Source organism: Micromonospora sp. NPDC049230 (genome assembly GCF_040647875.1).
In the GTDB taxonomy this organism is placed as follows: Bacteria; Actinomycetota; Actinomycetes; order Mycobacteriales; family Micromonosporaceae; genus Micromonospora.
The window spans coordinates 246,828-269,105 of record NZ_JBEZCZ010000004.1 but is presented as its reverse complement, the minus strand read 5'-3'; the positions used below and the strand labels follow the sequence as shown (position 1 = coordinate 269,105).

Here is a 22,278-nt window from a genome sequence, read left to right as displayed (position 1 = left end):
CGGCGCTACCAGGAGACAGTAGTCGATGGAAGGTGATGCTGTCGGGGGGAGACAACACCCATGGTTTTCTGGTGCGTGAGCCGGACGGTTGGTGCTAGCTCGGACATCGACTGGCCCAGATGAGACAACGAGGATGACTCGGCGGGCGCGGGACCGAAGGTGGTCCCGCGCCCGCGGCGTGCGGGTGTCAGCGCGTGGTGTGGTCCAGGACGGCGTCGGCCAGGAACTTGACCGCCCAGTTGGGAAACGTCAGCGGCTCGAAGCCGCCGGTCAGTGGCCAGGAACCCGCGATGGCGCCCACCGTGGCAGGCTCGATCGGCTGCTGTACCTGTAGCTGCGCCAGCCGGTCCAGAACGCTGTCGCAGCGGGCGCGCATGCCCACGTCACCGGTGCGGCGGGCGACGTCGAGCCAGACCGTGACCAGCTGGGCGTCGCCGGTCAGGCATGCGTACTCTGCTCGCGGCGTGAAACCGGGGCCGATCTCGCCGGGCAGCAGCGGATCCAGGTCGGTGCGCAGTGCCGCCAGCCCCGTCGCGCACCGCACCGCGGCGTCGGCGCACCGGCCCGCCGGCTCGGGCAGCTCGGCGCCGACCAGGTCGGCAGTGCGCAGCATGCCGCGCAGCGTGTACCCGATCGTGTGGGTCCATTGCGGATGGTCCGGACTGAAGGCCATACCGTCGATCCAGCCGTCGGGGCGGACCTGACTGCTCAGCCAGTCGAGGGACCGGCCGACGGCCGCGAGGAGGCCCGGCTCGGCGGTGACCCGCCACAGCTCGGCCAGCGCCCAGGTGATGCGCGACGAGTATGTGTTCGGAGCATCGAAGTGCGACAGCCACGTGCCGGACGGCTGTTGTGCCGCGAGCAGCCAGACGCCGGCCCGGACCGCCGCGTCGAGTACCGGCGCCCGGCGCGTGTGGTGCCACAGCGCGAGCAGGCCCAGCAGGATCTGGCCGGTGTCGAACGCGACAGGCGGCCCGTCGACGCCCATGCCGCCGGGAAAGCTGCCGTCGGCGCGCTGTAGGCCCAACAACCAGTCGCCGACCAGCGCGGCCCGGTCGGCCAGCTCCGGCCGGTCCAGCGCTTCGGCGGCCCGCAGCAGGGTGGGGATGAGGTATCCACTGGTCTCCGGATACGGCGGCTGCCAGCCACATCGCAGGTCGTAGCCGGCCGAGACGCCCTGCTGGCCGGTCGCGTCGTGCGCGGCACATACCCAGGTGACCGCGCGATCGAGGACGGCGCGGTGTGGCACCGGGGAACTCTCGTCGGACATGTCGCTGCCTCCAAGCATGCCAAGTGAGTCATGCAGTTGCCAAATATTGCCAGAGCGGTCAGCATAGCTTCATGTGGTATTCGGGAATCTCCTGGGACGGTGCGGGCTTCGAGGTCGAGGTGGTCGACGAGGCGGGCCGGACGGTGCGGCCGGCGACCCGGTTCCCCGCGCGGCGGGCCGGCGGGATCGCCGGTTACCTGCGGGCCCTCGAGCAGCCGGCGGTGGCGGTGATCGACAGCACCAACGGGCTGATTGACGGGCACCTGACCGTCGCCGGGATCCAGGTCTACCGGGCTGATCCCGGGGTCCTGCCACCGCGTCCGCGGTTCGGGTCGGTGGCGGCGGGCACGCTGGCCCGCGCCGCGCAGCAGGGCCTGACCCGGCTCGCCCCACTGGACCTGGCGGACGGGACGCTGGGCGGCCGGGGCGAGGACCTCAACGCCGGCGTCGCGTCCAGTGTGGAGGCGGTCGCCGAGCTCACCGCGGCCGGGCGGTGCCTCACCAATGGCGCCCGCGACCGGCGGGCCATCGCGCTGACCTTCGACGACGGGCCGCTGCCGCCCTACACCGGCCAGGTGCTGGACATCCTCGACCGGTATGCGGTCCGGGCGACGTTCTTCTGCGTCGGAATGCTGGCCGACGCGTTCCCGGACACTGTCGCCGACATCGTCGCGCGGGGCCACGCGCTCGGCAACCACACGTGGTCCCACCCGTTTCTGCCGGAGCTCACCCGCCCGGAGGTGGCGGCCCAGGTGGAACGTGCCGGTGAGGCGATCGCGCGGGCGTCCGGCGGCGAGCCGCCGGTACTGTTCCGCCCGCCCTACGGCGGACGATCACCGCAGCTGCTGCGCCACCTCGACGAGCTGGACTCGATCGTCGTGCTCTGGGACGCGATGGGCTCCGACTGGGCGCTGCCCGGCGCTCGGCACATCAGCACTTCCGTGCTCGACAAGGTGCAACCCGGGTCGGTCGTGCTGCTGCACGACGGCGGCGGTGACCGACAGCAGACCGTCGCGGCGCTGCCGGCCATCATCGAGGGTCTACTCGACCGGGATCTCAGCTTCGCCGGGGTGCACGACCTGTTGTCCGCCGCGGCGGCACGCTCCGCGGCCGGCGCGGGCTCGGCACCTGAGGGGTGAGCCGGACGTCGTGCCAGTGGCGGACGGCCCGCTCGATTGCGCGCGGCCAGTTCTCACCCCGGCGCACCGAGGTGCGCTCCAGCACCGTGAAGTCACCGACGAACTCGCGGAACTGCTCGAACACCGTCTCCTCGGCAAACGGCTTGCAGGAGAACAGATTGAAGAACAGCTCGCCGAGACCGGGGTAGGTGTGCACCGCGGCGTGCGACTCCGCCAGGATCACCACTGCGGAGTAGCCCGCCCGCTGCGGTGGGCCGTCCTCGGACCCGATGGCCGGACCGGCGATGATCCGCATGCCGACGGCGGCCACCATCCGGCGTAGGAACTCGCCGAGCGCGTGGCCGTCATCCAGCGGCCCGCGGTCGGCGATGCCGACCAGCCGGAGAGTCAGTTCGGTGCCGTAATGGTCGCTGTACTGCTCGGATGTCATGAGAACCTCCCAACGTTGGTGAGGACGGCGGACCGGCCGACCTCGTGGAGCACCTCGACGACCCGGTCCGCGCCGCCGGTCCCTGAACCGGGCCCCCGGCTCGGGGCCGCGCGGTGCCCGGCCGCCCCGCGGACCAGGGCGCGCAGGCGCGGCGCCGACCAGTCCTCGTCGGCACAGTTGAGCCCCAGGCCCTGCCGGGCGAGCATGTCCGCGAAGTAGCCGCGTTCCGGGTCGGTCCCGGCGAACACGAGTGCTGGCACCTCCGCCTCCACCGCGCTCGCCAGGGTGTTGCGGCCGCCGTGGCAGATCAGCACGTCGGCGCGGTCGAGCAGCCGCCGCAGCGGCACGAGCGGGGCCACCCGGACGTTTCCGGCGGGCGACCGGTCCGACCACCGGGGATCCACCCGGCCGGCGGTGATGAGTACGTCGACGTCGGTGCCGTCGAACGCCGCCACGCACCGGGCGAAGTACTCCGGCACGTCGGTGGGCGGGCCGCTGCTGTAGGCGAGGACCGCCACCCGGCCGGGACGCGGCCAGTCATCGGCCACGCCGGACGGCAGCGCGCGGTCGAGCGCGTCCCAGGCCAGCCGGCCGACATACTCACCGTCAGCGTGCAGCGCGACGATCGGGTCGAGCACCGGCGGCAGCGGAAACACCAGCCGGGTGCTCCAGGCGAACAGCAGCTGCGACAGGTCCGGCGGAGCAGTCAGGCCGAAGCGGCCCAACGCCTTACCGAATGCCGCGGTGGCGGCGCGTGCCGGTGGCTGGAAACCACTGCTTCCCGCCCCGAACCCGCTGTGGTCCGGCCAGGTGACCGGGGAGACCACCGGTACACCGAGCAGCCGTCCGGCCACCACCGAGGTGACGTCGTAGTCGTGGAACACCGCGTCGATGCGGTGTTCCGCCAGCAGGTCACACTGCCGCTCGATCAGCTCCGTCACGAACCGGCTGTCCGTATACACCGAGCGTGAGAGCAGGTCATCGAGTCGCAGGACGTCATCCTGATCGGGATAGTCGGTGGCCGGCAAACCGGGCAGCGGCACTGCGGCCACGTCCATCCGCCGCAACAGCGGGGCGAAGTGCGGGCCGGAGAAGACGACAGGCTCGTCGCCGGACCGCAGCGCCGCCTCACGGACGGACAGCACTGTCGACGCGGAGCCGATCCCGTAGGACCAGATCCCGGGCACCAGAGCGATGCGCATAGCGGCCTCCCCGACTCACAGGCCGATGCGATCCAGCAGGCCCGCCGACGAGCCGGTGAAGCGGCGGGCAGCCAGGTCCCGGGCGCGTGCGGCGAACTCCTCCCGGCCCGCCAGGAACGTCCGCAGCACGTCCGGGCTCAGCCCGTCCGAGCGCATGCCGATACCGAAGTGTTCGAGCATCATGGCGTTGAACTGCTGCTCGTACACGTCGAACGGGAGGGCGAGCACCGGCTTGTGCAGGTACAGGCATTCCGACAGCAGTTGGTGGCCGGCGGTCGACACCACTGCCGAACACGAGCGCAGGGCCTCGGTGAACTTCTGCCTGTCGAACGGGGACACCGCGACGTTCTGCGGGGCGTCGTCGATCGGCCAGTTGGTGAACACGGTGAAGGTGACCTGCGGGAACTCGGCGAGCGCGGCCAGGAACCCGGAGGGATCCTGGTGCAGCGGCGCGTACGGCGACAGGTACACCACCACCGACGTGTCGTCGACCTCGGGCACGAGCAGCGGGATGTCCGGGCGGAGGATCGGCTCGATCAGCTCGCCGGAGTACCGCTCGTCGCGGTCCCACTCCATCGGGAAGAACGACGAGGCGATCCGGTGGTCGGCCGCCGGGAAGAAGTACCGCAGCTTCGCCGCCTCGTGCCAACGCGTGTAGCCGCCGGCGTCGGGCGTGTGGTACATCAGGAACTTGCTCTGCTGTTCGGTGGTGACCAGGCGGGAGCCGAGCATGTACGCGATCTGCGCGCTGGCCGGCTCGTAGTCGGTCAGCACGACGTCCGGCGCGCCGCCGAGCTGCTCGACGACCTGCTCGCACAGCGCGAAGTTCCACGCGTCGCCGCGCGGGTCGAGGGCGCGCCCGTTGTCGGCGCTGCGGCTGACATCGATGCCGGTTGGCGTCATTGCGACCCAGCCGCCGGGATGGTGGGTGGGCACGGCGATCGGCACGTGCGCGGGGAACGCCTCGTCGAGCGCGGCGATGCCGTCGCCGAAGGTGACGATCGCGACCTGGTGCCCGCGCTGCTGTAGCTGGCTCACCAGGTTCAACTGGCGGGACGCGTGTCCGTTGCCCATCCCGCAGGCGCCTACGAGGACACGCTGCGCGGCGGGGGCGGAGGGCGGGACGCCGGATTCGGCCATGGTTGGTCCTTTCCAGTTTCGACGCGGTGCGGTCCCGCCAACTGTTGCATGGGGTTGCCTGTGTTGGCAATGTCAGGCGAATCTTGGCAAGATGGACTTGTCATAGCTGGCAAACGAGCGCTTCCACACCGGAGGTCAATCGTCATGAAGCATTTTCGGACCACGTCGTGAGCTGGCTGGTGGTGGGCGGGGCGGGGTATATCGGCTCGCACGTCGTGCGCCACCTGCACGCCGAGGGCGCGCAGGTGGTCGTGCTCGACGACCTGTCCAACGGCAGGCGGGAACGGGTCCCGCAGGGCGTGCCGCTCGTCGTCGCCAGCAGCGGCGACCGCGACGCCGTCTGCGACGCGCTGGACCGGCACCGGATCACCGGTGTCGTCAACCTCGCTGCCCGCAAGTCCGCCCCCGAGTCCGTCGAGGAGCCGTTGGGGTACTACCGGGACAACGTCGAGAACATGCGGGTGCTCCTTGAGGCGATGGTCGAGAAGGGCGTCCGGCGGATGCTCTTCTCGTCCAGCGCGGCGGTCTACGGGCGGCCGGCGGCGACGCGGATCGACGAGGAGACCCCCACCGAGCCGATCAATCCCTACGGCGAGACAAAGCTGATGTGCGAGTGGATGCTCCGCTCGGCGGGCAACGCACACGGGCTGTCCTGGATCGCCCTGCGCTACTTCAACGTGGTGGGCGTCGAGGACCCGGTGTGCTGCGAGACCAACGGCGACAACCTCTTCCCGCTGGTGTTCCGGCGGATCACCGCAGGCGAGCCGGCCGTGGTCTGCGGCTGCAACTTCCCCACCCCGGACGGCACCGGCGTGCGTGACTACGTCCACGTGGCCGACGTCGCCGACGCGCACGCGGCCGCTGTCGCCCGGCTCGAGACCGACACGTGCGCGGAGGTGTACAACGTCGGCACCGGCGACGGCTACTCGGTCCTCGAAGTGCTCGACGCCGTCCGCGAGGTGACCGGTCTGCCGGTCGACGTCGAGATTCAGCCCGCGCGGCCCGGCGACCCGTCCGAGGTGGTGGCCGAGGTCGACAAAATCGGGCGCGATCTCGGCTGGAAGGCCAGTAACGGCCTGCCAGAGATGGTCAACAGCACCTGGCAGGCATTCCGCCGGACGTGACCGCCCGGCCCCCGACGATCGGAGCTCGCATGCACGACATCTCACCGCCCCTGCGCAACTGGGCGGGCAACCTCACCTACGGCCCCACCAGACTGCACCGGCCGACGACGCTCGACGAGCTGCGCCGGACGGTGTCCGGCAGCCCTCGTATCCGCGCGCTGGGCACCGGTCACTCGTTCAGCCGCGCCGCCGACACCACAGCGGAACTCGTCCGCCTGGACCGGATGCCGGACACGGTGCGGATCGACGCCGCGGCGGGCACCGTCGAGGTCTCCGCCGGTACGACGTACGCGCACCTGGCCAGCAGGTTGCACCCGGCCGGCTTCGCGCTGGCCAACCTCGCGTCCCTGCCACACATCTCGGTGGCCGGGTCGTGCTCCACCGGCACCCACGGATCCGGTGAGACGCAGCGGTCGCTGGCCGCCGCCGTCCGCGCGGTCCAGTTGGTCGGAGCCGACGGCGACCTGGTCGAGCTCGACCGCGACCGTGACCCCGCCGGGTTTCCCGGCGCGGTGGTCGCCCTCGGCGCGCTCGGGATCGTGACCCGGCTGACGCTCGACATCGAGCCGGCGTACGAGGTGGCCCAACGGGTCCGGCTCGACGTGCCGCTGGACGAGATCACGGCACGACTGGACGAGGTGTTCGCCGCGGCGTACAGCGTGAGTGTCTTCACCTCGTGGCGCACCGGCCGGGCCTCCGTGTTCTTGAAGCGGCGCACCGACCGGCCGGCCGGGACCTGGGCGGGTGGCCACGCGGCGACGGCCCCGGTGCACCCGGTGCCCGAGCAGCCCGCCGACAATTGCACCGAGCAGGGCGACCGGCCCGGTCCGTGGCATGAACGGCTGCCGCACTTCCGCCCCGAGTACGTGCCCGGCTCCGGTGTGGAGCTTCAGTCCGAGTACTTCCTGCCGCGCGAGTCCGCCGCCGCGGCGATCACGGCTCTGCGCGGGCTCGCCGACATGATGGCGCCGGTCCTGCAGATATCCGAACTACGCGCGGTGCGCGGCGACGAGCTGTGGCTCAGCCCGGCGTACGGCCGGGACACGGTGACCGTCCACTTCACCTGGGTGGACGACCTGGCCGCCGTGACGCCGGTGATCGAGGCGGTCGAGGAGCGGCTGCGCCCGTTCCAGCCGCGGCCGCACTGGGGCAAGCTGACCCGGATGCGGCCGGACGAGATCGTCGCCGCCTATCCGCGGGCCACAGACTTCGCGAAGCTGGTGGAGACGATGGACCCCGACGGCACGTTCGGCAACGCGTTCGTCGAGGCACTCTTTCCGCGGGTTTGACCTCGCTCTACCTACCGGGGGACCGCTACCTACCGGGGGACCAGGCGCAGCGGCAGTGACTCCGGGCCGGACACCGCGATCGAGCTGATCCGGTGCACCGGCCCGCACAGCTCGATTCGCACGGTACGCTCCAGCAGCTCCATGAGGAGCAGGCGCATCTGGCTGCGGGCCAGCGTGGCGCCGAGACAGAAGTGCTCGCCCGACCCGAGCGCCAGGTGTCGGTTCGGGCTGCGGCCCACGTCGAACCGGTACGGCTCGGGGAACACGTCCTCGTCCCGGTTGGCCGACGGCACCCAGAGCACCACCCGGTCACCGGCGGCGATGGCCTGGCCGGCTATCTCACAGTCCCGCGTCGCCGTGCGCATGCTGTGCGTCGCACTGGACGTCCATCGCAGGATCTCCTCGACGGCGCCGGGCAGTACCTCCGGATCCTCGGCGAGACGCCGCCACATGTCCGGGTGCCGCACGAGGGCCAGTATGCCGCCGGCGACGGCGAGCCCGCCGTTCTCCGTCGCGCCGATGATGTTCTCGCAGTTGAGGAGGATCTCCTCCTCGGTGAGCAGCTCGCCGTCTATCGTGCCGCCGAGCAGGGCACTGACCATGTCGTCCGTCGGCTCGGCGGTGCGCCGGCCCATGAGGTCGATGAAGTACCGCATCAGGTCCTGATGGGCAGCGAGGGACACGCCCGCGGCGAACGCCTCGGTGGTCCACTGGAAGAGGCGCTCGTGGTCGTGGCGGGGCACGCCGATGATGCCGCCGATGAGGTACATCGACAGCCGCCCGGCGACGTCGTGCGCGAACTCGCAGGTGCCGTCGGCGGGCAGCCGGTCGAGCACGTCGCGCACCGCCTGGAGCGTCGTCTCCTCCAGATCGCGCACGGCCCGGGTGCTGAACCAGTCGGCAACGACGGCTCGCAACTGCTTGTGCCGCGGCGGATCAGACAGCGCCAGGGTCATGCCGCCGCCGGGATCCACACCGCGGTCGACCGGGCGCAGCAGCACACCGTGCCGGGAGGAGAACGTCTCCGGGTCGCGGTAGACCGCACGCACATCGTCGTAGCGGGTCACCGACCAGAACGCCGGCAGCGCCGTCGCGGGGTGGCGGTGCACCGGCGCGTGGCGACGCATCCAGCGCCACACCTCGTGTGGGTCGCCGTGTGCGTGCAGCTCCGGATCGGTCAGCACCTCAGGTGTCACGGCTGTGGTCATGGCCTGCCTTCCGTGGTGCTGGGACGAAGCCGCCCCTCATACCGCTCGGCGATCGCCGCGGCGCAGGACCGCGCGACCAGGTCGGGCCGGAAGCACACTGTCAACGTCAGCCCGTCGTCGGCCGGCCACAACTCCGTGTAGAGGTCGAGTGGCAGGTCCAGATAGGGCTGGCGGACGAACGTGGTGCGCAGGTTGTCGAGCGGCAGCTGCACGGACGTGTCGTCCTGCACCGCGAACAGGGTCCGGAACAGCGGCGGGAACGGCTCCCCGGACTGGCCCGATGGCGGGATCAGCTCCTGGAACGGCACGTCCCGCGCGGTGCTGAAGAGCCGGCCCACCGCGCTGACGCCGGCCGCCCCGCCGTTGAGCGCAGCACCGCGCAGCCGGATGCAGGTCAACGCGGTGTGGCAGCCGATCGCGTCGTCGAGGTCCTGGTCGTGCCGCTGCGACACCGGCACGGCGATCGTGAAATCCCGCAGGCCGGTCACCTCTGCGAAAGCCGCGGCATACTCCGCGAAAAGCACTGTGAACTCGTTCTCGCCGGTCTGGGCGGCCCACCGCCGCACATCGGTCCGGACATCGGCCGGCAGCGACACGTGGATCATCTCCGGGCCTACGGCCTCGGCCTTGGCTGGTTCCGCGGGCCAGCGCAGGGGCGGGACGTCGGCCAGCTCGACGCGCTGCTGCTCGCGTCGCTCGTGCAGCGCCGGATCCGCGCGGCGGCGCACATAGTGGCGGTGGACGTGCGCCAGCTTCCGGGGCGCCGCCATGACGGAGGCGGGATCCCCGCCGCGCACCACCGCGTTGTACGCCGTCGCGAGATCCCGTGCCAGCACCGACTCCGACCACCCGTCGAAGGCGATGTGGTGCACGACGCACCCGATCACGGCCTGCGAGCCGGCGGACGCCACTGCCACCCGCCAGACGTCGGCCTCCTCGACGAGCAGTTCGCCCGCGAGCAGCGCACGGAGCGCGGCGATCGCCGCGTCCACGGAGGGCTGGTCCGGAAGCTCCTCCAGCGGCGGCGGGTCCACGTCGAGCACCTGGGCGACAGGCGTGGGCTCGGCGCGGTAGGCCGCCTGCAGCGGCTCGTGTCGCCGGTGCACCGCCGCGACGGCCACCGCCAGCGACTCCCGGTCCAGCTCTCCGTCGACCACCCAGGTGAGCAGGCAGTGCGACGTCAGGTCGCTCGGGTCGAGCAGGTGGCGGGTGAGATAGAGCAGCTGGGTGTCGGTCAGCGGCACCAGGTCGTCGGGCACCGGCGCGGTGCTTCGAAGCTGCGCCGGTGCCGCCTGCCGGGTGCGGGGACTGTCGGCGACACTGCCGCTCCGATTGTCTGCCGGGTGACCGGTGACCAGGCCAACCGTCGTTGCCGAATCTGGTTGCACGTGCTTCTCCCCGTGGTGTGCACCCTCGATGTCATCGATGGTTCGAGGTTGTCACGAGGTTGCCCACGGTGGCAACCCGAATCGTGGGAGCGCGCCCAGCCGCACCGGGAAAGATGGTCAGCGGACGCGCGAGCGCGCTCGGCTCTGCTTCGGCGTGGCGGGGTATCCGGCCGCGAGCGTCTTGGCGAGCACGCGCCAGATCTCCGCGACGAGTTCGATGTTGTGCGCGGCCTCGCTCTGCCGGGCCAGGCTCTGCAGTGCCTCGATGCCGCCATCGCGGTCGCCGTCGGCGATCCGCAGCCGCCCGCACAGCGCGCCGAACCGGATGCGGTCCCGGAACGACAGCAGGGCCGGCTCGTCGCCGACCTGGGCGCAGATCTCCCGAGCCTCGTCCAGCCGGTCTTCCCCGAACGCCAGGTGGGCGCGTAGCGTCAGCAGTTGCTGCTGGTGCAGCTCGGTGCCGACCAGACCGATCACCGGGGCCACCTCCTCCAGCACCGTGCGGGCGCGGTCGGTGACGGGCGGGCTGGCCTGTAGGTACAGCGAGGCGGCGGCCAGCCGGAGCCGGATCCACATGACCAGGTCCCGGCGGCTGTCCAGGATGAGCAGTGCCCGCTCGAGCAGCTCGCGGGCGCCCGCATGGTCGTTCTGCCGTACGCGCACGGTGGCGGCGGCCCACAGCGCCTCCGCGTGGTGCTTGTCGCCGGCCGGCTCGGTCAGCTCGCACAGCTCGTCGACGTGCGTGCGCGCCTCGCTGACGAAGCCGAGCTCGGCCTCCGCGGAGACCAGGGACTGTAGGGCGGCGACGCGGTCGCTCAACGGGATCTCGTCGGCGACCCGGAGCGCCTCGGCCGCGTGCTCGCGCGCCGCCACGTTGTCACCCCGGATGCGGGCGCAGCGGGACAGCTGGGTGCGGGCGCGCGCCTGCAGGGTCGGGATGCCCAACTCGTCACTCAGTTCCACGAGCTTGCCGAACAACGCGTACTCGTCGTCGACGCGGCCCTGCCGGCCCCGGGCGCCGGCCAGTAACCACAGACCCTCCCAGCGCAGCGCCGGATCCCACTGCTCTCCGGTGCGCAACGCGTCCGCGAGCGTGTCGGCGGTGTCGTCGTCGGCACCGGAGATGGCCGCGGCCAGGATCGGCGCCACGACCGACATCTGGACGGCGGCCGGACCAGCCTCGCCCGGTGGCGCCTCGAACTCGGTCATCGGCACATTCAGCCGCTCCGCCAGGTATTCCGCGACTCTCAGCTTCGGGCGGCGGGCGCCGGACTCGAGCCGGGACAGATAGCCCGTCGAGATCACATCGCCAGCGAGGGACGCCTGCGACAGCCCACGCTTGATTCGCAGAGCCCGGAGGCGCTGGCCGAAGGTCGGCTGCTCGAACATTGGCTCCTCGCTGGTTTCCTCGCAGTCGGCAAACCATGCTGACACCGACCGACAATGCCTCGTGTGCCTACTATGCCAGGTCACGTCGCCACTGACCCAACTCTGGCACATCTGCCCGCTGGCGTATTGAGGCGAATTCAGTGTGTAACCGAGTCCGAGCAGCGCAGACTCTTGGCAAGTTTGGTAACCTCGTCAGGCAATAGTTGCCAACTAGGGCGGCACCCGTTTTCGCGGACGAGGAGCAGACCATGGCCAACAGCAACCAACGGCACCTCGGCGCCGACCCGGCCGGGCAACGCGACCGCCGGTACGTCTGGCACACCTGGTCGCCGGTGGACTCCGAACGGTCGCACCCGATGTTCTCGCACGGCGAGGGTTACCGGCTCTGGGATGTGCACGGACGGGAGTTCATCGAGGCGTCCGCGCTCAACTCGACGTGTGGCTACGCGCACCCGGCCGTGGTGCGCAGCCTCGCCGAGCAGGCGGGCCGGCTACAGCACGTCGACCTGTCATTGAGCACGCACGAGCTCGCCGGCGTCCTGGCCGAGCGGCTCGCGTCCTACCTGCCCGGCTCGCTCAACCGGACGCTGTTCGTCAACAGCGGTTCCGAGGGTTTCGACGCGGCCCTGTTGATGGCCGTCCAGTTCGCCGAGCACGCCGGCCGCCCCCGGTCGCGGATCGTCTCGTTCGCCCGCGGCTACCAGGGCGCCACGCTGCTCAGCCGCAGCCTGTCGAGCCTGCCGCGCAACCGGCACCCGCTGCCCGCTCCGGTGCCGACGACGCTCGTCGACCTGCCGGTGCCGCCGCGGGAGCTGCGCCGGCCGGAGTCGCTCCCGGTGCTGCTGGAGGCGTTCGCGCGGGCGATCGACGCGGATCCGGCCGAGCCGCCGGCCGCGGTGGTCGTCGAGCCGTTCCTCAACGTCGGCGGCGGTGTGGTGCTGCCGGACGGTTTCCTCACCGGCCTGCGGCAGCTGTGCGACAGGGCCGGCGCGCTGCTCGTCGTCGACGAGGTGTTCACCGCGTACGGCCGGTGCGGGCGGATGTTCGCGGTCAACCGCGAGGACGTGATCCCCGACATCGTGGTGTCCAGCAAGGGCCTGGCCGGCGGCTACGCGGCGATCGCGGCGGTGACCGTGACGGACCGGGTGCACGACAGCTTCAGCGCCGATCCGGTGCTGGGCGGCCTGCGCTACGGGCACACCACGTCCGGCCACGCCGTCGCCTGCGCTGCCGCTCTCGCCACGCTCGACGTCGTGGAGAAGGAGCAGCTGGCCGAGCGCGCCGAGCGGCTGGGCGGCACGCTGCTGGACCGGCTGGCGCCGCTGGCCGGGTCCGGTGACGTGGTCGACGTCCGGCGGCTCGGGCTCATCGTCGCCATCGAGCTGACCTCGGAGGCCGCCGCGACCGCGGTGGTGGAACGTGCCCGGGAGGCCGGGCTGCTGGTGCGCCGGCAGACCGACGCGGTCCTGATCGTGCCGCCGCTCGTCATCGACGACGACGGCGTCGAGCAGCTGCTGGAGCGGCTGGCGGTGGCGCTGCCAGTCCGGGTGTGAGTCCGACCGGGTGTAAGGCAGGACCGACGGAAGGAGGCGACATGCGGTACGCGGCAGTTGCGTGGGGTGCGGATGGCTACCAGGTCGCGGTCGTCGACGAGCATGGACGGCAGCCGGTCGAGCCGGTGCTGTTCGGCCGGGGACGACTCGCGGACCTGGTGGCCTATGTGCGGAACACCGCCGGATCCGCGGTGGTGGACAGCACCAACGGGATAGTCGACGGCCAGCTGATGGCGGCCGGACTGCCGGTCTACCGGGCCGACCCACACGTTCTACCGCCCCGGCCCGGGTTCGGTTCCGTTCCGGCGATCGACATCGCCCGGGCGGCGCAGCGCGACCTCTCCGCGCTGACCCGGTTGGAACGCCACCGCGGCACCCAGACCGGCCGCGAGGACGAGCTGGCGGCCGTCATCGCCCGCACCGAGCCGGCTCTCGCCGCGGCCACGGCGGCCGGACGTTGCCTGAGCCACGGTGACCGGGCTCGGCCGGAGGTAGCGCTGACCTTCGACGACGGCCCCCAGCCGCCCTACACCGGACAGATCCTGGACGTACTGGAACGATATGGCGTCCCGGCAACGTTCTTCAGCGTCGGCCTGCACGCCGGGGGGTATCCGGACGAGCTGGTGCGGATGCGGGAGCAGGGCCACCAGGTCGGCAACCACACCTGGTCCCACCCGTTCCTACAGGAGCTGTCCCGCACGGAGCTGGCGGACCAGGTGCGGCGGGCCGGCGAGGCGGTGGCCACGGCGAGCGGCGGACCGGTGCCGTCGTGCTTCCGGCCGCCGTACGGTTCGCGCACCCCGCAGGTCATCGGCTGGTTGTCCGAGCTGGATCCAACGGTCGTGCTCTGGGACGCCGAGGCGGAGGACTGGGCGATGCCCGGCGCCGACGTCATCGCCCGCCGGATCCTCGACCAGGCCCGTCCCGGGTCGGTCATCCTGCTGCACGACGGCGGTGGCGACCGGTCGCAGACCGTCGCGGCCCTGCCGCCGATCATCGAAGGGCTCCTCGCGCGCGGGTATCGGTTCGTGCCCGTGGAGGCGCTCACCCCACCCGTTTCATCCCCTAGTTCGGTCAGTATCGGCAATGTGTAGAGGAGATCTCATGACCAACGGAACCACGCGCGTCCGCTTGCTGGCGGCCACCGTGCTCTGCGCCGCGGCCCCGGCGTTGGCGCTGACCGCCACTCCGGCGGGGGCGTCCGCCACCGGTGCGGCGGCCGACAGCACGTGCACGACAACCCGCACGCTCTGCCTGTGGGACGGCACCAGCTACACCGGTGAGCGCTTCACCGCCCAGGCGGACGACCCGAGCACCGGCACGTGTGTCAACCTCGCGGCCCACGGCTGGGGCAGCGGCCGCGCCGAGTCCGCCCGCAACACCGCCAACCTGCCTGCCCGCCTCTACACCACCACCAACTGCACCGGCAGCTACTACCAGATCATGCCCGCTGGCTCCTACGGGTCGATCAGCTACAACTCCAACAGCGTCTACGTGTACTGAGCGCCGGCCACCGCCACTGACTGCTCGGCGGTACGCGTAGGTCGACGGTTCGATTCCGGCAGGCGGCTCGGGTAGAGGTAGAGGAAAGGCCCTGTGACCAGGCGATAAGCCAAGGTCGCGGGGCCTTTCTCCAACCAGCCTCTCTACCCTCGGCACGTCACAACGGCGCGAGGACCATGAGGATCTCGTCGCGGTCATCGCCCGCGCCGAACCGCAGCGCCCCGGGCCACCGGCCGACTTCCTTCCAGCCGAGCCGACCGTAGAAGTCTTCCAGGCCGGCTCCGCCTCGCGCGCAGAGGCGCAACTGTTCGAGCCCCATCTCGTCGCGGCCGATCTGCCGAACCCGATGCATCATCGCTGCGCCGATCCCGCGACCTCGGTGGTCGGGATGTGTTTGGACGCGGCTGACGGTGCCCCAGTGAGCCACGAGCGGATCCACGTGACGGGACAGGTGCAGCCAACCCGCCAGTGCCCCGTCGACCACCGTCAGCAGGAGCCTGCTGCGCTGCGGGCCGAGGTCGGCGATGAGGCGCTCGGCCACGGGAGCGACCTGTTCGGAGTCGACGGGTGGGAACGCGAAACCCACCGCACCGCCCATGTTCGCCACCGCGACCCAGCATTCGACCAGCTCGCGTGTCTGCCGGGCACTGATCTCGGACGGGTGGGAGATCTGCCGGATCTCCACACGGTCATGACGGATCATGACGGCGAGTATCGCTTATGGACAGACGCACTGGCCAACGCTGATCGCGCCCGGCTCGACGAAGCGCCGAGCCGGGCGCGTCGTGCGAGCTGTGCCACGAAGCGGGAACGGCGGCGGCGTCCGATCAGGTAACCCGCGCCGCCGAGGAGCAGAAGCGCACCGCCGATGCTGGCCACGGTCACGGTGTTGGCGCCGGTGACGGGCAGCCCACCGCCCTCACCGCCGGAGGCGCCCAGGCTGGCTGAGGACGTAGGGGCCCGGTGCAACTGTCGTCGCGGCGCTGGACGTGGCGCTGGGCGTCGAAGGGGGCTGCGACGCGCAGTCAAGCTCACGTGCGGCGTACAGGCCGTCGTTCAGGTACGCCAGGTAGGCGTCGACGGACGTGACAGCGAGCGTCTGCTGCGCGGCCTCGTTCACGTTGGCACCAGCACCCGGCAGCGTCCGGTACACCGAGATCCGCAACGCCGCTGACCAGGCACTCTGCATATCCGCCTTGAGGAATGCGCGGAGTTCTTCAGTGGTGCCGTTCAGTCGCTCCGCAATGGCTTTCGGTAGAACGGGCAAATTCTCTTCGGTAGCCGTGTCCAGGATCCGATAGGCCAACAGCCGTAGCTGGGCGGTGTTGGCGGTGTCCAGGTCGATGGTGACGAGCGTGCGAATGTCCGTGTACACCTTGCGCTCGACCGTCTGGCAGGCCTCGTTCAGCCCGGGTGATCCGGCTTGCGCCGCCGCCGGTGCCGCCGGAATCAAAAGGGCCAGCGCTATCAGGGCGCCGGCCGGGAACTTCCACCGCATGCGGGTCATCCTCCCCGTTGTAGATCAAAACATTGAGATATTAGCGTTGCCGGGCGAAGGATCGAAGGGGTGGGCGAGGGTTCGGAGGCCGCAATTCAGACCTGTGCTACGCGGAAGAAGTCGGGGTCTCCCGGGAGCTGCGCAGCGCGCCGACTGCCGTCAGCCCTGCTCCGGCGAGCGCGATCGCCTTCTCCACGGCCGCCGACACCTCAAGCGAGTCTCCCGCTGATCTGCCCACCCTCATTCCCAATTGCAGGAAGGCGTTCTGGTTCGGGTTGGCCATGTCCCACCAGCCCGACCATATTCCGGCGAGATCCGAGTACGTGTTGGCCGCTGCGAGTGACAGCAGGAACAACCCCACCGGGAGCAGCCAGCGGCGGTCGGCCCGCGACCCGGACAGCGCGAGTGCCCCAATGGTCCCGAGGACGGCGAGCAGCGCCGGCCACACAGTTGCGAGCAGGTCCGGCAGCGGGTAGTCGACGAACTCAGGAGCGGAGTCCAGCCCGAACCAGGCGAGCAGCAACAGCGCGAGGATCACCGTCGTCACACCCCGCCGCCTGCCGCGCGCCGGCAGTGCCAACACGCCGGCCGCGAGACAGACGACGCCGAGCGCCAGGCCCAGCGCCGCGAGCCGTTGCCTGTCGATCGAGTCCCGCCAGGGCCCCAGGATGGACGTCTCCGCTGCCGCTGGCCCGTATGCCGTCCAGCCCACTGCGACGACCTGCTCCTGATGCCAGAACAGCCTCACGGCCGCGACCACGGCAAGGAGCCCGATGCCGGCGGCCACGGCCCACCGCACGCGGCGCGCACCGCGACCCAGCAGGACGTGGCCGAACAGTGCGAGCAGCATGACCAGGCCGAACTGCAACGACGCGGCCGTCATGGCGAGCAGCGCCGCCGCAGCCGAGAGCACACCGGCCGCGACGGATGCGACGAGCAGGCCGAACGGAAGGCGCATGGCCGAGATCGTGACACGTGGGTCGCAACAACGTGGTCCCCAGCCGAGCCGTGTGGGACGGGCATGGGATTGGTGCGGTGGCCGCCGCGGGCCCGGACCGCGGCCGGTCAGTTCGAGGTGGGGGAAGGATCGTCGTCGCGCCGGCTTCGGCAGTACTCGCCCGGCGTGATCCCGAAGTAGGCCCGGAATGCCTGGATGAACGCACTGGGACCGCTGTAACCGCTGGCCACGGCGGTCGTGGTGACCGACTCACCCTCGGCGATCAACCGCAGCGAGTGGTGCAGCCGCAGCTGGGTCCGCCAGTGCGGGAACGACATTCCGGTCTGCTCCCGAAAGAGCCGGCTGAGGGTACGCGCGCCGGCACCCACCGCCCTGCCCAACTCGCCGAGGGTGCGTCGGTCGGTGGGGTCGTCGAGCAGGATCTCGGCAAGGTCCCGCAACCGGGGGTCGGCCGGGTACGGCAGGCGCAGCCGCAACGTGGCCACCCGTCGGAGCTGGTCAAGAGCCACGCGTTCGAGGTTGTCCCGTTCGTCGTCGGTCCGCTCCTCGCCATCGGTGAGGCTGACGATCACCTCGCGCAGCAGCGGCGAGACGGCCAGGGCGGTCGGCTGATCCACACCCAACGGGTTCACCGGGCGGTCGAACATGATCGCGCGCATGTCGGTGGGCCCGTACGCCCGGTGCGCGTGGGCGACGCCGGCCGGGATCCACACCGCCCGATCCGGCGGCAGTGTCCACATCCCGGTCGGTGTCGACACCCCCAGCACGCCGTTGCGCGGGCAGACAAGCTGGTGGCGTGGGTGGCTGTGCCAGTCGATCCGGTCGCGGTCGGCCAGGGGCACCCGGGCGGGACCATCGACGTCTTGGCTGCTTGGCGACATAAGTCGGCAGGATATCGATAGCCCGCACCCGCTGTGACCCGGCATTCTTCCTGCGACACCCCGAACGAGAGAGCTGATGGTGACGCGGACAGGCAGCCGAGTGAGCCCGGCCAACCCTGAGACAGTGCTTGACGAGCAACAGTCGGCGTGGCGGCGGATGCGACTGTGGAGCGCGGCCCACGCTGTCGACGACCTCTACCAGGGTCTGGTGCCGGCCTGCGTTCCGTACTTCGTGCTGGACCGTCACTACAGCTACGTGGCCGCCGGCGGTCTGACGCTCGCCGCGACCCTGGGCAGCGCCATTCCGCAGCCGTTCATCGGCGTCGCCGTCGACAGGTACCGGCTCGACTGGCTCGCCGGTGCGGGAGTGACGCTTGCCGGAATCGGGCTCGGCCTCTCCGGTCTCGTGCACGGTTACGTGGCGGTCTGGCTCCTGCTCTGCGCGTCGGGAATCGGCGTGGCGATGTTCCATCCGGCTGCGGGAAAGTCGGCCCGGGTGGCGGCAGGTGACAGCGCCACGGCGATGAGCATCTTCGCCGCCGGCGGCAGTGTCGGGTTCTTCCTGGCACCGGTGCTGGCCACTCCCGCACTCATCGCGATGGGCGTCGGAGCGACAGCGCTCTTCATTCCGCCTGCCGTACTCATGGGGTTTCTGCTCCACCGGAATCGGCTACGGCGGCCGGCCGCGCGCGTCGTCGCGCACGACGGCCGGGACCGCTGGGTTCCCTTCCTGGTGCTGACCTGCATCGAGACCGTCAGATCTGTCGCCTTCTTCGGTGCGATCACCTTCATCGAGTTGTTCTGGATACGCCATCTGGGCGCGGGCAAGAGCCTCGCCGGGGCCGCGCTGGCCTGCTTCCTGGTCGGTGGGGTGGTCGGAACGTTGCTGGGTGGCCGGATCGCCGACCGGGTCGGGATGGTCCGCACCGTGCAACTCGGCGCGATAGTCGCCATCCCCGCGCTCGTCGGCCTGCGGCTCACGCCCGGGGAGTACCCACCGCTCCTCTTCGCCGTGCTCGCCGGCATCGCTCTGAACATTCCGTTCGCCGTGCTGGTCAAGCTGGGCCAGGACTATCTGCCCACGCGGCCCGGCACCGCGGCCGGCGTGACGCTCGGGCTCGCCGTGAGCATCGGCGGCCTCCTCGCGCCAGTCCTCGGCGTGGCGGCGGAAAGCTGGGGCCCGGAGGGAGTGTTCACCATCATCTGTCTGATTCCGCTGGTGGCGCTGGCTCTCGGCGTGTTCCTCAGCGAGCCGCGCAGGTGAGCCGCCAGACCGGCCCGGGCGACACGATGATCGAGGCTCGGGACGTCGACCCGCGCCCCGTCGCGGGTAGGACGGCGGGCACCTCGCTCAGGTGTAGATGTTCTTGGCGTACTCCGGGCCGTAGTACCGCTCGAGAACCTCCAGGCTCTCCACCGACGCCTCGACCTCCTTGATCAGGCGGGGGCGGGACGGCAGCACGTCGGGTTGCCAGGTCTCCGGCTGCCACAGCGCGGACCGCAGGAACGCCTTCGCGCAGTGGTAGAAGATCTGCTCGATCTCCACCACCACGGCGAGCACCGGTCGGTGCCCCTTGACCACCATGTCGTCGAACCAGGGCGCGTCGCTGACCAGGCGGGCCCGCCCGTTGATCCGCAGCGTGTCGGTGCGCCCCGGGATCAGGAAGAGCAACCCGACGTGTGGGTTGTCCAGGATGTTGCGGTAACCGTCGGCCCGCCTGTTGCCCGGCCGCTCGGGCAGCGCGATTGTCGTGTCGTCGAGCACCATGGCGAACCCGGCCGGGTCGCCCTTGGGGGAGACGTCGCAACTGCCGTCCGTACCGGCGGTGGCCAGCAGACAGAACGGCGACGCGGCGAGCCACTCACGGTCCCGCTCGTGCAGGCGTTGGCGTTCCTTGTTGAGGGCCCGCGCCGTTGGTGCCCCGAGTAGCTCACGCAGTTCCTCGTGCGAAGTGATCTCCACCGTCACGTGATCCTCCCTCAGGCGTTGACCCGTTGGCGGGCACCGCCAATCGTCAGCCTAGGCCGCCGTGACCAGGGTGAGGTTTGTGCACGGTCGCCGGGGGTAGGGCCTCACCCGACGCGCCCGCCGCACGAGACCGTTCCGCAGGACGCCGACAAGTGGAGGCCCGGAGATGGAGAGCCGACTCAAGGTGCTGGGTCATCCAGTCCATCCGATGCTCGTCATGTTCCCGGTCGCGCTGCTGGCCACGGCGGTGCTGTTCGACGTGATCGACACCGTCGGTGGTCCCGACCTGCTCGGCGAGGTCGCGTACTGGAACATCACCGTCGGCCTGATCGGCGGTCTCCTCGCGGCGGCGGCCGGCTCGTTCGACCTGCTGGCCATCCCGACCGGCACCCGTGCCAAGCGGGTGGGTCTGCTGCACGCCGCCGCCAACGTCGCGGTGATCCTGCTCTTCGCCGCGGTGTGGGCCGTCCGGCTCAATGCCGAATCCCGGGCCGCGGGCGGTGCCCTCGTCGCCATCGAGGTGGTCGCGGTGGGAATCCTCGGCATCAGCGCCTGGCTGGGTGGCGAGCTTGTCGACCGGCTCGGTGTGGGCGTCGACCGCGACGCCGGCCTGGACGCGCCCAGCTCACTGCGGCCGCCAACGGCCACCCAGCGGATCGGAGAGGTGTGATGAGCGAACAGCAGGCCGGCGGATTCGGTCGGGGGTGGCGGAGCGGCCGGCAGCAGGGCTGGGACCCGATGGGGGAGTTGCAGTCGCTGCGCGCCGAGTTGAGTCGCCTGGTCGGCGGCCGGGCCGGCGCGTCCGACGTCGAGTTGACCGAGACCGCGGACGGCTGGGAGGTCGTCGTGCGGCTGCCCGGGGTGGCACCGGAGGAGGTGGCTGTCGAGCTGGACGACATTGAGTTGTGCGTACGGGCCCGCTCCGAGGCGGAGGTCAACGCCGACCAGGGCATCCCCGGCGGCTTCGAGACCCGCGGCTTCGAGTACCGCGTCAACCTGCCGTCGCGGGTCGACCCGGAGGCCATCGACGCGGTCATGGACCACGGCCTGCTCCGGGTCCGGTTGCCCCGGGCGACCCGGCCCGCGCCGCGCACCATCACCGTCGGTCGCACCGGGCCGCGCTCCGGCGACCTCTCCACGGGTACGCCGATGCCGGCCGACCCCGCCGCGGACCGGGAGTTGCACCGCCCGGACACCGTCGGCGAGGTGGACCGGACATAGCGGGCTGCGTGGTCACCCCGTCCCTGCTGGGCCCGACCGGCGAGCGAGTCGAAGACGTGCGGCGGATCGCGGTGCTGCGCGCCAACGCGCTCGGCGACTTCATCTTCGCGCTGCCGGCACTTGACGCGTTGCGTGCCGCGTACCCCGTGGCGGAGATCGTGCTGCTCGGAGCGCCGTGGCACGCGAAGCTCTGGCGCGACCGGCCCGGCCCGGTGGACCGGGTGCTGGTGGTGCCGCCGGCGCCCGGCATCCGTGCCCCGGACCAGGGCGAGGCGGAGTCGTCGATGGACGACTTCCTGGCCGCCGCCACCGGCGCGGCGTTCGACCTGGCGGTGCAGATCCACGGTGGTGGCGCGAACTCCAACCCGCTGATGGGTCGGCTCGGTGCCCGGGTGACAGTTGGCCTGCGCGCCGACGACGCGCCACCACTGGACCGGTGGCTGCGGTACGTCTACTACCAGCACGAGGTGATCCGTTACCTGGAGGTGGTGGCGCTGGTCGGAGCACCGGCGACCACCATCACGCCGACACTCGCGGTGACCGACGCCGATCGCGCCGAGGCCGCCCGGGTGCTCGGCCCGACCGACCGTCCCCGGGTGGCACTGCACCCGGGCGCCACCGACACGCGTCGCCGCTGGCCCGCCGAGCACTTCGCCGAGGTGGCCCGTGCGCTGCACGAGGACGGCTACGAGGTGCTTGTCACAGGTACGCCCGCCGAGCGGGAGGTGGTGGACCGGGTCGTCGATGCGGCACGGGTGCCGGTGCGCCCACAGGTGGGCACGCTCAGCCTGGGCGGGCTGGTGGGCTGCTACGCCGACTGCGCGTTGGTCGTCTCGAACGACACCGGCCCGTTGCACCTGGCCGCCGCAGTCGGCACGCCCACTGTGGGGATCTTCTGGGTCGGCAACCTGATCAACGGGGCCAGCCCGCTGCGGGGCCGGCACCGGCCGATCAGCTCGTGGACTGTGCACTGCCCGGTGTGCGGTGTGGACTGCACGCCGGGCATCTATCCGCACCGGCCCGGCGACGGTGAGTGCCCGCACCGCGATTCCTTCGTCACCGACGTCCCGGTGATCGAGGTGCTGGAAGCCGCCCGGGAGTTGCTCACCCCGTAGG

The 22,278-nt window shown here is 71.1% G+C and carries 21 protein-coding genes and 1 pseudogene; 10 read left to right on the top strand and 12 right to left on the bottom strand.

Annotated elements, in window-relative coordinates; genetic code table 11:
• Positions 1-187 precede the first annotated feature (187 nt).
• Positions 188-1,270 carry a hypothetical protein gene (locus AB0A95_RS05720; protein ID WP_357554478.1) on the bottom strand — a complete coding sequence of 361 codons (1,083 nt, stop codon included), beginning with the start codon at positions 1,268-1,270 and terminating at the stop codon, positions 188-190.
• 71 nt (positions 1,271-1,341) lie between these two features.
• Here AB0A95_RS05720 and AB0A95_RS05715 point away from each other — a divergent pair, with 71 nt between their 5' ends.
• Positions 1,342-2,409 (top strand): polysaccharide deacetylase family protein, encoded by a 1,068-nt coding sequence (locus AB0A95_RS05715; RefSeq protein ID WP_357554477.1) that lies wholly within the window; start codon positions 1,342-1,344, stop codon positions 2,407-2,409.
• On the opposite strand, the gene AB0A95_RS05710 is transcribed toward AB0A95_RS05715, so the two are convergent.
• The 3 genes from AB0A95_RS05710 to AB0A95_RS05700 are packed head-to-tail and all read right to left on the bottom strand — an operon-like array spanning position 2,327 to position 5,181.
• Positions 2,327-2,839 (bottom strand): S-adenosylmethionine decarboxylase, encoded by a 513-nt coding sequence (locus tag AB0A95_RS05710; RefSeq protein ID WP_357554476.1) that lies wholly within the window; start codon positions 2,837-2,839, stop codon positions 2,327-2,329. The genes AB0A95_RS05715 and AB0A95_RS05710 overlap by 83 nt on opposite strands.
• The gene (locus tag AB0A95_RS05705; RefSeq protein WP_357554475.1) at positions 2,836-4,041 is read right to left on the bottom strand and encodes a nucleotide disphospho-sugar-binding domain-containing protein; all 1,206 of its coding nucleotides are present in this window, start codon (positions 4,039-4,041) and stop codon (positions 2,836-2,838) included. The genes AB0A95_RS05710 and AB0A95_RS05705 overlap by 4 nt, the downstream gene beginning before the upstream one ends.
• A 15-nt stretch (positions 4,042-4,056) precedes the next feature.
• Positions 4,057-5,181 (bottom strand): glycosyltransferase family protein, encoded by a 1,125-nt coding sequence (locus AB0A95_RS05700; protein WP_357554474.1) that lies wholly within the window; start codon positions 5,179-5,181, stop codon positions 4,057-4,059.
• 167 nt (positions 5,182-5,348) lie between these two features.
• On the opposite strand from AB0A95_RS05700, the gene galE reads away from it, so the two are divergent.
• Positions 5,349-6,305: a UDP-glucose 4-epimerase GalE gene (galE, locus tag AB0A95_RS05695; RefSeq protein ID WP_357554473.1), complete on the top strand. Its 957-nt coding sequence runs from the start codon at positions 5,349-5,351 to the stop codon at positions 6,303-6,305.
• A 29-nt stretch (positions 6,306-6,334) separates the two neighbouring features.
• A complete protein-coding gene (locus AB0A95_RS05690) occupies positions 6,335-7,594 on the top strand; it encodes an FAD-binding protein (RefSeq protein ID WP_357554472.1) in 1,260 nt (419 codons plus the stop codon).
• A 29-nt stretch (positions 7,595-7,623) separates the two neighbouring features.
• Here the strand turns inward: AB0A95_RS05690 and AB0A95_RS05685 are convergent, their stop codons facing one another.
• From AB0A95_RS05685 to AB0A95_RS05675, 3 genes are all read right to left on the bottom strand, one after another.
• Entirely contained in the window at positions 7,624-8,802 is a 1,179-nt protein-coding gene (locus AB0A95_RS05685) for a cytochrome P450 (RefSeq protein WP_357554471.1), read from the bottom strand.
• Complete coding sequence (locus AB0A95_RS05680; protein WP_357554470.1) at positions 8,799-10,190, bottom strand: condensation domain-containing protein; 1,392 nt, start codon at positions 10,188-10,190, stop codon at positions 8,799-8,801. Before AB0A95_RS05680 ends, AB0A95_RS05685 begins: the two co-directional genes overlap by 4 nt.
• 117 nt (positions 10,191-10,307) lie before the next feature.
• The gene (locus AB0A95_RS05675) at positions 10,308-11,624 is read right to left on the bottom strand and encodes a helix-turn-helix domain-containing protein (protein WP_357554469.1); all 1,317 of its coding nucleotides are present in this window, start codon (positions 11,622-11,624) and stop codon (positions 10,308-10,310) included.
• A 203-nt stretch (positions 11,625-11,827) separates the two neighbouring features.
• Between AB0A95_RS05675 and AB0A95_RS05670 the strand changes: the two genes are divergently transcribed.
• From AB0A95_RS05670 to AB0A95_RS05660, 3 genes are read left to right on the top strand one after another with little or no spacing between them, the layout of a single operon-like run.
• Positions 11,828-13,132: an aspartate aminotransferase family protein gene (locus AB0A95_RS05670; protein ID WP_357554468.1), complete on the top strand. Its 1,305-nt coding sequence runs from the start codon at positions 11,828-11,830 to the stop codon at positions 13,130-13,132.
• Between the two features lie 41 nt (positions 13,133-13,173).
• Positions 13,174-14,226, top strand: a complete 1,053-nt coding sequence (locus AB0A95_RS05665; RefSeq protein ID WP_357554467.1) for a polysaccharide deacetylase family protein — start codon at positions 13,174-13,176, stop codon at positions 14,224-14,226.
• 10 nt (positions 14,227-14,236) lie between these two features.
• Entirely contained in the window at positions 14,237-14,635 is a 399-nt protein-coding gene (locus AB0A95_RS05660) for a peptidase inhibitor family I36 protein (RefSeq protein WP_357554466.1), read from the top strand.
• Between the two features lie 157 nt (positions 14,636-14,792).
• Here the strand turns inward: AB0A95_RS05660 and AB0A95_RS05655 are convergent, their stop codons facing one another.
• From AB0A95_RS05655 to AB0A95_RS05640, 4 genes and pseudogenes are all read right to left on the bottom strand, one after another.
• Positions 14,793-15,320 carry a GNAT family N-acetyltransferase gene (locus AB0A95_RS05655; RefSeq protein ID WP_357554465.1) on the bottom strand — a complete coding sequence of 176 codons (528 nt, stop codon included), beginning with the start codon at positions 15,318-15,320 and terminating at the stop codon, positions 14,793-14,795.
• A gap of 110 nt (positions 15,321-15,430) precedes the next feature.
• Positions 15,431-16,133, bottom strand: a pseudogene (locus AB0A95_RS05650) (LPXTG cell wall anchor domain-containing protein); the annotation flags it as partial.
• A 106-nt stretch (positions 16,134-16,239) separates the two neighbouring features.
• Entirely contained in the window at positions 16,240-17,091 is an 852-nt protein-coding gene (locus tag AB0A95_RS05645) for an aminopeptidase (RefSeq protein WP_357554464.1), read from the bottom strand.
• Positions 17,092-17,198: 107 nt separating this feature from the next.
• Positions 17,199-17,972 (bottom strand): helix-turn-helix transcriptional regulator, encoded by a 774-nt coding sequence (locus AB0A95_RS05640; protein WP_357554463.1) that lies wholly within the window; start codon positions 17,970-17,972, stop codon positions 17,199-17,201.
• Between the two features lie 124 nt (positions 17,973-18,096).
• On the opposite strand from AB0A95_RS05640, the gene AB0A95_RS05635 reads away from it, so the two are divergent.
• Entirely contained in the window at positions 18,097-19,236 is a 1,140-nt protein-coding gene (locus AB0A95_RS05635) for an MFS transporter (RefSeq protein ID WP_357554462.1), read from the top strand.
• 87 nt (positions 19,237-19,323) lie between these two features.
• Here the strand turns inward: AB0A95_RS05635 and AB0A95_RS05630 are convergent, their stop codons facing one another.
• Positions 19,324-19,941 (bottom strand): pyridoxamine 5'-phosphate oxidase family protein, encoded by a 618-nt coding sequence (locus tag AB0A95_RS05630; protein WP_357554461.1) that lies wholly within the window; start codon positions 19,939-19,941, stop codon positions 19,324-19,326.
• A gap of 166 nt (positions 19,942-20,107) precedes the next feature.
• On the opposite strand from AB0A95_RS05630, the gene AB0A95_RS05625 reads away from it, so the two are divergent.
• Genes AB0A95_RS05625 through AB0A95_RS05615 form a run of 3 tightly spaced genes read left to right on the top strand, consistent with a single transcriptional unit; the run spans position 20,108 to position 22,277 of the window.
• The gene (locus AB0A95_RS05625) at positions 20,108-20,611 is read left to right on the top strand and encodes a DUF2231 domain-containing protein (RefSeq protein WP_357554460.1); all 504 of its coding nucleotides are present in this window, start codon (positions 20,108-20,110) and stop codon (positions 20,609-20,611) included.
• Positions 20,611-21,162 (top strand): Hsp20/alpha crystallin family protein, encoded by a 552-nt coding sequence (locus AB0A95_RS05620; protein WP_357554459.1) that lies wholly within the window; start codon positions 20,611-20,613, stop codon positions 21,160-21,162. The genes AB0A95_RS05625 and AB0A95_RS05620 overlap by 1 nt, the downstream gene beginning before the upstream one ends.
• Before the next feature lie 8 nt (positions 21,163-21,170).
• A complete protein-coding gene (locus AB0A95_RS05615; protein WP_357554458.1) occupies positions 21,171-22,277 on the top strand; it encodes a glycosyltransferase family 9 protein in 1,107 nt (368 codons plus the stop codon).
• Position 22,278: the final 1 nt, after the last annotated feature.

Coding starts and splice junctions, on each gene's coding strand:
- AB0A95_RS05720 (WP_357554478.1), bottom strand. CDS start 1,270: ATGTCCGACGAGAGTTCCCCGGTGCCACACCGCGCCGTCCTCGATCGC.
- AB0A95_RS05715 (WP_357554477.1), top strand. CDS start 1,342: ATGTGGTATTCGGGAATCTCCTGGGACGGTGCGGGCTTCGAGGTCGAG.
- AB0A95_RS05710 (WP_357554476.1), bottom strand. CDS start 2,839: ATGACATCCGAGCAGTACAGCGACCATTACGGCACCGAACTGACTCTC.
- AB0A95_RS05705 (WP_357554475.1), bottom strand. CDS start 4,041: ATGCGCATCGCTCTGGTGCCCGGGATCTGGTCCTACGGGATCGGCTCC.
- AB0A95_RS05700 (WP_357554474.1), bottom strand. CDS start 5,181: ATGGCCGAATCCGGCGTCCCGCCCTCCGCCCCCGCCGCGCAGCGTGTC.
- AB0A95_RS05690 (WP_357554472.1), top strand. CDS start 6,335: ATGCACGACATCTCACCGCCCCTGCGCAACTGGGCGGGCAACCTCACC.
- AB0A95_RS05685 (WP_357554471.1), bottom strand. CDS start 8,802: ATGACCACAGCCGTGACACCTGAGGTGCTGACCGATCCGGAGCTGCAC.
- AB0A95_RS05670 (WP_357554468.1), top strand. CDS start 11,828: ATGGCCAACAGCAACCAACGGCACCTCGGCGCCGACCCGGCCGGGCAA.
- AB0A95_RS05665 (WP_357554467.1), top strand. CDS start 13,174: ATGCGGTACGCGGCAGTTGCGTGGGGTGCGGATGGCTACCAGGTCGCG.
- AB0A95_RS05660 (WP_357554466.1), top strand. CDS start 14,237: ATGACCAACGGAACCACGCGCGTCCGCTTGCTGGCGGCCACCGTGCTC.
- AB0A95_RS05645 (WP_357554464.1), bottom strand. CDS start 17,091: ATGCGCCTTCCGTTCGGCCTGCTCGTCGCATCCGTCGCGGCCGGTGTG.
- AB0A95_RS05640 (WP_357554463.1), bottom strand. CDS start 17,972: ATGTCGCCAAGCAGCCAAGACGTCGATGGTCCCGCCCGGGTGCCCCTG.
- AB0A95_RS05625 (WP_357554460.1), top strand. CDS start 20,108: ATGGAGAGCCGACTCAAGGTGCTGGGTCATCCAGTCCATCCGATGCTC.
- AB0A95_RS05620 (WP_357554459.1), top strand. CDS start 20,611: ATGAGCGAACAGCAGGCCGGCGGATTCGGTCGGGGGTGGCGGAGCGGC.